Here is a 9413-nt window from a genome sequence, read left to right on the forward strand (position 1 = left end):
CCGGGAAGCCAACCACCCTCTCGCCGTCCACTTCGGACTGAACGGTCGCGGTGCCGGAAGCCCCCATCGCATTGAAGGCTCCCGGCACCGCATCGGCCCGCGGGGTCAGCCGATGCCGAGGACGGCCTTGGCGGTGGTCCAGTTCGTGAGCATGGCGTGCTGTGCGTCGGCGAGCGTGACCTTCCCGGCACACACGGCCTTCTTGACCGCGTTCTCCACGGAGTCCTTCGAGTAGGAGTTCTCGTCGCCGGAGTGGGGTTCCGGCCAGAGGTTCTTCGGATCCTTCGGCGCACCACCGAGTTCGAGCGGGAGGAAGTGGTCTTCCTCGTAGTCCGCCAGATTGGTGTCGGAGTAGCCATAGTCGGCGATACCCTGGCGCTTCAGGGCGTTGGTGTAGGACGTCGGCGGCCGGATCGTGGAGGTCCAGCCCGAGACGCAGATCGTGGAACCGATCGTGTCCTGGGTGACGTCCGGATTGGTCGCGCCCGGCGTGCACGCCGGATCCGGCAACGGCAGGTCCGCCTGCGAACAGGTCGCGGCGGTGGTAGCGGATTCGGCCGAAGCGGACACCGGAGCGGCAAGGGCCATGACGACCGAAACCGCGCCGATCGGCGCCATCACACGTAAAGCGGGCATAACACGCATTGGATCTTCCTCCCAGACGGCATGACGAAGCCCCGTTTCCGAGATCGCGTTCACCTCGGCGAGCGGAGCGACCCGAAATCTTCGCCACCGAACACGAACACGACAGGAAACGGCGGCTACGGGCCGCGAAACAGTAAACATCCACCACGCTGTGAAATTGCGAAGTCAGTTCTTCACAACACGACGATTTCCGGCCATACAGACAGGAATCGGTGGATATTTCTCAGCAGAAAGCAGGAATGCCGACCAATACGACGCAATGCCCAGAGCCGACGACAAGCCCGGATCACGCCAATTACCGCGGAACTACGGTTTACCCGTCACACACCCGCATACCGGCACGGACAGTATGAAGTGGACAGTCAGGGACCTAACGGGGTTTTCTCAGCAGAGGCGGGGATACGGCTTTGCCAGTGAGCGCGGACCTCGAAGGCCCTGAAGGGCCCTTCACAGCACCGAAGTTCACTCCCGGGACAGCGCCACCCAGTGCAGTTTTTCCTGCTCCCGGCGCGACAGCCCGGCGACCACGAGATCGTAGGAATCCTCGATCATCTCGCGGACGAGATCGCCGGGCACCGAACCGTCGAGGACCACCGTGTTCCAGTGCCGCTTGTTCAGGTGGTATCCGGCGGTGATGGCCGGGTACTGGCCGCGCAACTGCACGGCGACGTCCGGATCGCACTTGAGGCTGACGCGCAACGGCCGCCCTCGCAACGGGCTCAGCGCGAACATCTTGCCCGCCACCTTGAAGACGCTGTTCTCCGCACCGAAGGGGAACTCCTCGCGCGCACCGGTCAGCCCGAGACAGATCTTCTTCAAGTCGGCAGCCCGCATCGGCCCACCCTATCCAAGGACGGCGATGTCAGTACCTCGGATACAGCTCCGGACCCGGCAGCACGAAGCCGCCGTCACGGCGCCCGGCGTAGAAGAGCAACGTCCGCGCCTGCTCGCGGGTCACCTCGAGACAGGTACACAACGCGCCCAGCGAGGCACCGCGTTCGGCCAGGGTGAGCCCGACGGACAACACCACAGCGGGCACGCCGGGCGATTCGGCGACGAGGTTCGCCGGGAGTGCGGCCAGTACGTCACACTCGAACTCCCGGCGCGCCTGCGCGAGCAGCTCCTCGTAGCCGTCGCCGTGGCGACGGCGCAGGAACCGGGTCAGCGCTGCCCACATCGGACTCACCTCCTCCGGCCGGTACCGGCCTCCCTTCAGTCAACCCCCGCTCCAGTCAACAGTCAAACGATTGTACAAGTGTTTGCGTGTTACTGACGCGCCACCTTCGCCGCCGCGCCGGTGCTCACGGCACGGGAGTCGGCGAAGCGCAGGCCCGCGACACATCCACTCAGGCCGCGATGTCCCGCCGTACGCCAGGCGAGGAACGCGGCGACGACGGCGAGAACGGCGGCGAAGAAGTGCAGGCCGAGGTGATCGAGAGCGAAGAAACCACCGCCTCCGGCAGCGAACCGCGGCAGGACCCGCCAGCGCTCAGGACGGCTGCCGTCGGGACGAACGGGGGCGAGCAGCACGATCCGCTGTCCGGCGGTCGCGCCGTCACCGCACAGCGGGACCAGGAGCAGCAGGACGCCGACCGGGATCACGTAATCCAGCAGCCAGCTCGCTCCCGGCAGACCGGCGAAGGAGCCGAGTCCGTTGGCGGCCAGCAGCGCGGCGCCGGTCCTGAGCAACGTCCCGAGCAGAAAGACCGCGAACACGTCGAGGACCATCCCGAGCAGCCTGCGACGGGCGGTGACCGGCCGGGCGTCCCCGGGCGGCCGGGTGACCCGCTGTCCCGGGACGAAGCGCAGGGCCGGGGCCAGCAGCACGCCGACGGCCGCGCCCACGGTGTTCGCGAGCAGGTCGTCGACGTCGAAAAGGCGGTAGGGACACTCGAACACGCCCCAGACCGCGGTGAGCTGGGTGGTCTCGATGAACAGCGACAGCAGCAGCCCGATGGCGACCGTGGTGAGCGACCGCCAGCGGAAGAGATGCCGCCCGAACATGCCCAGCGGCACGAACAGGATCACGTTGAGGACGACCTGCTGCAGGGCCGGATTGCCCGGCAGACCGGCGATCCCTGGCTCGCCGCGGCGAGCCCGGATGTCGTCGACGAAATGGAAGAGGCGCAGTTGTGGCTCCACCACATGTCGTGCGCACCACTGCGGCGTGGTTTCGGGCACCGGCAACAATGTGTAGGTCCAGAGCGCCAGCGCGTAGACGAGACAACCGAACGCCAGCACCATGTGCCCGGCGCCGAACTCACCGCGCCCCCGGTAGGTCCACCACAGATAGGGAATCGCCAGCAGCAGCGCGAGACCACCGCCGCCGAAGAGCGCGACAATCGCAGGAAAAGTCAGTTCGGACATGGGTTCGGACAACCCCTCCGGTTTTGTCCACAAAGGACATCCCCGATCCGGGGCCGCCCCGGATCACCACTTCCGAATGTCACGGCAACGTATCATGACCGCGAATTTCCAACCACCGAAGAATGTACGTGAAACGGCGACACCGCCGAAAGGTGACAATCGCGATGTGCGCGGCCTCGAAAAATTCTTATCACCGTGACAAATATCGGGAGCGTGCCGGAATCCGATTCGCGAAGGCCTCCGGATTTCCGGCGATCGGCACCGCCCGGCGGCAACTGGCCCCTTCGAACGGGCGCGTTCTGGTCCTTCTGACCAGGCCAGCCGTCACCCAAGCTCAGCGGGTCCGACAGCTACGGTGACAGCGGATGGGAGCGGGAGATGCGGATCGGTGTTCCCCGGGAAGTGAAGAACAACGAGTATCGGGTGGCCCTCACCCCGGCCGGCGTGCACGAGTTCGTCTCGGCAGGGCATGAGGTGTTCGTCGAGCGTGGCGCGGGCGAGGGTTCGTCGATCGCCGACCAGGACTACGTCGCCGCGGGCGCGAAGGTGCTGGAGCACGCCGACGACGTCTGGGCCACCGGGGAACTCGTCCTCAAGGTCAAGGAGCCCGTCGAAGAGGAGTACGGTCGTCTCCGCGCGGGCCAGCTGCTGTTCACCTACCTGCACCTCGCGGCGAGCGAGCCGTGCACGCGAGCGCTGCTGGCGGCGGGCACGACGTCGGTGGCCTACGAGACCGTGCAGCTGCCGGACGGGTCCCTGCCACTGCTGTTCCCGATGAGTGAGGTCGCCGGGCGGCTGGCGCCGCAGGTCGGCGCGCAGACGCTGATGCGGGCCAACGGCGGCCGCGGCGTGCTGATCGGCGGGGTGTCCGGCGTGGCCCCGGCCAGGGTGGTGGTGCTCGGCGCGGGCGTCGCCGGGATGAACGCCGTGGCGGGCGCGGCGGGAAGCTGGGCCGACGTCGTGCTGTTCGACAAGAACGTCGACAAGCTGCGCGCGGCCGACCGGATGTACCAGGGACGCATCCGGACGGCGGCGGCGAACGCCTACTCGATCGAAGCGGCCGTGCTGGAGGCCGATCTGGTGATCGGCGCGGTGCTGGTGCCCGGTGCCAAGGCGCCCAGCCTGGTGTCCAACGACCTCGTCTCGCGGATGAAGCCGGGCAGTGTGCTCGTCGACATCTCCGTCGACCAGGGCGGCTGCTTCGAAGACACCCGCCCGACCACGCACGCGGAGCCGACCTTCCGGGTGCACGATTCGGTGTTCTACTGCGTCGCGAACATGCCGGGCGCGGTGCCGCACACCTCGACGCACGCGCTGACGAACGTGACCCTGCCGTATGCGCTGGAGCTGGCGAACGGCGGTCTGCGCCAGGCGATCGACCGGCGCCCGGAGCTGCGCGGCGGTGTCAGCACCGTCGACGGCGCGCTGACCTCGGAGCCGGTCGCGGCCGCCCACGGGCTCACCGCCGTCGCGCCGGAAACCGCGCTGGGCTAGCCGGGCGACGTCCGTTCGGGTTAGGTTGCTCCTCGCCCCGGACCTCGGCGAGGAGCAACGGTGCCCCGTACGCTGATCGAAATCGACCGGTCGTCGCCGGAGCCGCTGTACCGCCAGGTACGGCGCGCTATCGAGCACGGCATCGCGGTCGGCACGTTCGACCCGGGACACCGGCTGCCCAGTTCCCGGGAACTCTCGGCCGAACTCGGCGTCTCCCGCAACACGATCAACCTCGCCTACCAGGAGCTGGTGGCCGAGGGGTTCGTGGAGAGCAGGGAGCGCAGCGGCCTGTTCGTCAACGCGGAGATGCGGCCGCACCGCGCGGTGCAGGAACGCACGACCCGGTCCCGCATCGACTGGCGGGCCCGGGTCCGCCGCTACCCCGACGCGGACGTGCCGCACGTCGAGAAACGCGCCGACTGGCACACCTACCCCTATCCGTTCGTGGCGGGCCAGATGGACGTCACCGCGTTCCCGGCCCGGTCGTGGGCCCGGTGCCTGCGCGACGCGCTGTACCGGCCGCACGTCTTCCCGGCGCTGCAGGACAGCGTCGGCTCGGACGACCCGATGCTGGTCGAGATGGTGTGCAAGCATCTGCTCCCCGCCCGCGGAATCGAGGCCGACCCGGCCGAGGTGCTCATCACCGTCGGCTCGCAGCAGGGCCTCGACCTGCTCGGGCGCGCGCTGCTCGGACCGGGGCAGACGGTGGCGATGGAGAACCCCGGCTACCTCGACGCGCGGCACATCTTCCTGCGCACCGGTGCCGGAGTGCGCGGACTGGACGTCGACCAGAGCGGCCTGCGCCCGCCGGACGAACTCACCGGCGTCGATCTGCTGTACCTGACGCCCAGCCATCACCATCCGACCAACGTCACCCTGAGCATCGGCCGCCGCCGTCGCCTGCTCGAACTCGCCGCGGCGGCCGGCACGGTGGTCGTCGAGGACGACTACGACAGCGAATTCCGTTACCAGGGCAGTCCGACGCCCGCGCTGAAAGCGCTTGACGGCTCCGGCGACGTCGTCTATCTCGGCACGTTCTCGAAGTTCCTCTCCCCCGGGCTGCGACTGGGTTATCTGGCCGCCCCGCGCGAACTGGTCCGTGAGCTGCGCGAGATCCGCCGTTACGTGCTGCGGCACCCGCCCGGTCACCTGCAACGCGCCATGGCCCTGCTCATCGACAGCGGCGAGTACCAGCGGTCGCTGCGCCGCTACCGGACGAAGCTGATGCGCAAATGGGAGGCGACGCGCGCGGCGGTCGCCGAACACCTGCCGTGGCCGCAGGGCCCGTACCCACCGGGCGGGGTGAGCCTGTGGGTGACCGGACCGTCCACACTGGACTGTCGCCGCCTCGCCGAACGCGCGGAACGCGACGGCGTCCTCATCGAGGGCGGGGACATCTTCTTCATCGGTGACGACCCGCCGCGCAACCATTTCCGGGTCGGCTTCGCGGCGATCCCGCCACGCGCGATCGAGCCGGGCATCCGCCTGCTCGGCCAGGCCTGCCGGGAACTCCTCGGCGGCTGACCCGGCCCCATCTGGACCCGTCGGAACGCACGTTTCTGGTGCTGGGCCTCGGACCAGCGCGGTTGCGAGAGTCGAAGCACACACTCGCGCCTTGAAGGAGGTCTCCGGTGGACGTCACCCAGCTGCGAGCGCAGGCTCGCCGCCATCTCGGCCCGCACTTCACCCGCAAGGACACCTGGGACAGCGACTTCCCGGTGTTCGTGCGCGGCGAGGGCTGCCACCTCGTCGACACCGAGGGCCGCCGCCACCTCGACGGCCTCGCCGGGCTGTTCTGCGTGAACATCGGGCACGGGCGCACAGACGTCGCGAAGGCCGTCGCCGACCAGGTGAGCACCCTCGCCTACGCCAGCAACTGGGGTTCGGCGCACAATCCGGCGATCGAGGCGGCCACGCTCATCGCCGAACTCGCCCCCGGAGACCTGGGCACCACGTTCTTCGTCAACTCCGGCTCCGAAGCGGTCGAGTCGGCCTTGAAGTTCGCCCGTCAGTACCACCGCAGCCAGGGCAGGCCGGAGCGGACGAAGATCATCGCCCGCGACATGGCGTATCACGGCACCACACTGGGTGCCCTGTCGGTCACCGGCCTGCCGAAGATCAAGGACCCGTTCGGCCCGCTGCTGCCGGGTGTCCGGCACGTGCCGAACACCCTGGGCCTGCTCGGCGACTGCGGGCCCGCCGGGGAACTGGACTGTGTCAAGGCGATCGAGGACGTCATCCTCGAGGAGGGCCCGGAAACGATCGCGGCGCTGTTCGCCGAGCCGGTGCAGAACGGCCGGGGCGCGCTGGTACCGCCCGACGGCTACTGGCCCGCGGTGCGGGCGCTGTGCGACAAGTACGGCATCCTGCTGGTCTCCGACGAGGTGATCTGCTCGTTCGGCAGGCTGGGGCACTGGTTCGGCCACGGCCTGACCGGCGTCGTCCCGGACATGATCACCTTCGCCAAGGGCTCGACGTCCGGGTACGCGCCGCTCGGCGGGCTGATCGTGCGTGAGCGGCTGGTCACCGAGCTGTACGACTCGCCGAAGGGCGGTGTCTTCACGCATGGCGCGACCTGGGGCGGGCACCCGGTGGCGACCGCCGCCGCGGTGGCGAACCTGACCGCGATGCGCGACGAGCACGTCCTCGACCACGTCCGGGAGGAGGCACCGCGGCTGTCCACGGCGCTGCACGCGCTCAAGGACTCCCACCGCTGCGTCAAGGACGTCCGCGGGACCGGGTTCTTCTACGCGATCGAGCTGATGGCCGATCACCGGAGCGGCAGGGAGCTGACCGAAGCCGAGTCGCTCAAGGTGCTGCGCGAGGTGCTGCCCGAGGCGTTCCGCCGCACCGGTGTGATCCTGCGCGGCGACGACCGCGGCGCGACCATGCTGATGATCTCGCCGCCGCTCGTGGCGGGCGAGGCCGAACTCGCCGAGCTGGTGCACGGCGTCGACGCGATGCTCACCGACGTCGAGAAGGCCGTCCAGCCCTGATCGTCCCTCTTTCTCCCGGGTGGGGCCGCCGATGCTTCGGCAGCCCCACCCGGTTTTTGTTACCCGGTCAAGGCCGTATCACGATGTGAGTACATTGTGGACGCTCACGCTGCGCGCTCCGGCTCGGATATTCCTGTGGAGCAGAGGAAATCGGTCACGATCCCGGACTGCGGGATCACCTCCGGTGACCTGTCGCGCGCGCTAGAGTCGGTCGCCATCTGGACCCCTCGGCCACGGCGTAACTGGCTCTCGTACCGGGCCCAGTCAGTACCTACGGTGACGGGAACCACAAACGAAGCTCCCAGCAGCCCAGCGGCAACGGTGCCGCGACTTGGAGGAGACGTGAGCTCGATGTCCGAACCCGCCCGGCCCAGCGGACTGAAACCGGGGCTCAAACAACGGCACATGAACCTCATCGCGCTCGGCGGTGTCATCGGTGCCGGACTGTTCGTCGGCAGCGGTGTCGTCGTCCAGGCGACCGGGCCCGCCGCGGTGATCTCGTTCCTGATCGCCGGCCTGATCACCGTGCTCATCATGCGCATGCTGGCCGAGATGACGGTGGCGAAGCCCGCGCTCGGCTCGTTCTACGTCTACGCCAGGGAGGCGATGGGCAACCGCGCCGGGTTCGCCGTCGGCTGGATGTACTGGTACTTCTTCGTCATCGTCGTGGCCGTCGAAGCCGTGGCGGGCGGGCGGATCCTGCAGCTGTGGCTGCCCGGCGTACCGCTGTGGGTGCTCAGCCTCGGCCTGCTGGTGCTGCTGACCGGCACCAACATGGTTTCCGCGCGCTCCTACGGCGAATTCGAGTACTGGTTCTCCTCGATCAAGGTCGTCGCGATCATCGTGTTCCTCGTGCTCGGCGCGCTGTACCTGTTCGGCATCTGGCCGGGCTCGCACGGTGGCGTGTCGAACCTGGTGTCCCACGGCGGTTTCGCCCCGCTCGGCATCGGCGCGGTACTGGCGGCCGTCGTGCCCTGTATCGGTTTCTACACCGGGGCGGAGATCGTCACCATCGCCGCGGCCGAGTCGGCCGAGCCGAAGAAGGCCATCGCGAAGGCGATGCGGTCGATCATCTTCCGCGTCGTGCTGTTCTACGTCGGATCGGTGTTCGTGGTCGTGGCGATCAAGGCCTGGGACTCCCCCGAAACCGCTGTCAGCCCGTACGCCGCGGTGCTCGACGTCCTGGGCATCCCGGCGGTGTCGACCATCATGAACGGCATCGTGCTCACCGCCGTGCTGTCCTGTTTGAACTCGGCGCTGTACACCTCGTCCCGGATGTTGTTCGCGCTGACCCACCACGGCGACGCGCCCCGGGCGTTCACGCGGCTGTCCCGCAGCGGTGTCCCCCGCCGCGCCATCCTCGCCGGGACGGTCGTCGGCTACGCCTCGGTCATCGCCGCCTACACCTCGCCGGATCTGATCTTCCAGTTCCTGGTGAACTCCTACGGCGCCGTCGCGCTGTTCGTCTACCTGGCGATCGCGCTGGCTCAGGTCACGCTCCGCCGTCGGCTGCAGCGTGAGGACCCGGGCAAGCTGGCTCTGAAGATGTGGCTGTTCCCGTGGCTGAGCTACGCGACGATCGCGTTGATGGTGCTGGTCATCGGGGCGATGGCGGTGCTGCCGACCACGCGCTCGCAGTTCTGGCTCAGCGCGGTGACCCTCGTCCTGATCCTGGTGGGCTACGAAGTCCGCCGCCGCCGCGGCGCTCCCCCGGCACCCGCGTCGCCGTCCGCCGAGGCGCCTCCGGCCACGCCGGACACTCCCCTGCCACGACTCCGGAACACCCCGGGCACCGACCTCGCCTGACCCGCTCCCCTGCCCGGGCGGCGCCCCCTCCGGGGGGCGGCGGCCGGGGGCGGGGCGCCGCGCCCGGGCGCCGCCGCGCCCGGGGGGTGGGGCGTGGCTTGTGGG

At 68.9% G+C, this 9413-nt stretch carries 8 protein-coding genes; 4 read left to right on the plus strand and 4 right to left on the minus strand.

All coding sequences use genetic code 11. The features are described 5' to 3' along the window. Window positions 1-105 precede the first annotated feature (105 nt). The 4 genes from ACFWY9_RS35395 to ACFWY9_RS35410 form a co-directional block, all read right to left on the minus strand. Complete coding sequence (locus tag ACFWY9_RS35395) at window positions 106-636, minus strand: hypothetical protein (protein ID WP_378340907.1); 531 nt, start codon at window positions 634-636, stop codon at window positions 106-108. 471 nt (window positions 637-1107) lie between these two features. Then, the gene (locus tag ACFWY9_RS35400; RefSeq protein ID WP_378330340.1) at window positions 1108-1479 is read right to left on the minus strand and encodes an MmcQ/YjbR family DNA-binding protein; all 372 of its coding nucleotides are present in this window, start codon (window positions 1477-1479) and stop codon (window positions 1108-1110) included. Window positions 1480-1507: 28 nt separating this feature from the next. After that, window positions 1508-1822 (minus strand): hypothetical protein, encoded by a 315-nt coding sequence (locus ACFWY9_RS35405; RefSeq protein ID WP_378330339.1) that lies wholly within the window; start codon window positions 1820-1822, stop codon window positions 1508-1510. Between the two features lie 89 nt (window positions 1823-1911). Then, entirely contained in the window at window positions 1912-3012 is a 1101-nt protein-coding gene (locus tag ACFWY9_RS35410; protein ID WP_378330338.1) for a VanZ family protein, read from the minus strand. A gap of 378 nt (window positions 3013-3390) precedes the next feature. Between ACFWY9_RS35410 and ald the strand changes: the two genes are divergently transcribed. The 4 genes from ald to ACFWY9_RS35430 all read left to right on the plus strand — a co-directional run bounded on the left by ald (window position 3391) and on the right by ACFWY9_RS35430 (window position 9308). Beyond that, window positions 3391-4506, plus strand: coding sequence for an alanine dehydrogenase (gene ald / locus ACFWY9_RS35415; RefSeq protein ID WP_378330337.1), 1116 nt, complete (start codon window positions 3391-3393; stop codon window positions 4504-4506). Between the two features lie 60 nt (window positions 4507-4566). After that, window positions 4567-6030, plus strand: a complete 1464-nt coding sequence (locus tag ACFWY9_RS35420; RefSeq protein WP_378330336.1) for a PLP-dependent aminotransferase family protein — start codon at window positions 4567-4569, stop codon at window positions 6028-6030. 107 nt (window positions 6031-6137) lie between these two features. After that, window positions 6138-7502: an aspartate aminotransferase family protein gene (locus tag ACFWY9_RS35425; protein ID WP_378340908.1), complete on the plus strand. Its 1365-nt coding sequence runs from the start codon at window positions 6138-6140 to the stop codon at window positions 7500-7502. A 405-nt stretch (window positions 7503-7907) separates the two neighbouring features. Next, complete coding sequence (locus ACFWY9_RS35430) at window positions 7908-9308, plus strand: amino acid permease (RefSeq protein WP_378330363.1); 1401 nt, start codon at window positions 7908-7910, stop codon at window positions 9306-9308. Window positions 9309-9413: the final 105 nt, after the last annotated feature.

This window comes from Amycolatopsis sp. NPDC059027, assembly GCF_042739735.1.
Taxonomy (GTDB): Bacteria; Actinomycetota; Actinomycetes; order Mycobacteriales; family Pseudonocardiaceae; genus Amycolatopsis.

Bases quoted from the DNA above. Each gene is read 5' to 3' on its own strand.
- ACFWY9_RS35395 (WP_378340907.1), bottom strand. From the start codon at position 636: ATGCCCGCTTTACGTGTGATGGCGCCGATCGGCGCGGTTTCGGTCGTC.
- ACFWY9_RS35400 (WP_378330340.1), bottom strand. From the start codon at position 1,479: ATGCGGGCTGCCGACTTGAAGAAGATCTGTCTCGGGCTGACCGGTGCG.
- ACFWY9_RS35405 (WP_378330339.1), bottom strand. From the start codon at position 1,822: ATGTGGGCAGCGCTGACCCGGTTCCTGCGCCGTCGCCACGGCGACGGC.
- ACFWY9_RS35410 (WP_378330338.1), bottom strand. From the start codon at position 3,012: ATGTCCGAACTGACTTTTCCTGCGATTGTCGCGCTCTTCGGCGGCGGT.
- ald (WP_378330337.1), top strand. From the start codon at position 3,391: ATGCGGATCGGTGTTCCCCGGGAAGTGAAGAACAACGAGTATCGGGTG.
- ACFWY9_RS35430 (WP_378330363.1), top strand. From the start codon at position 7,908: ATGAACCTCATCGCGCTCGGCGGTGTCATCGGTGCCGGACTGTTCGTC.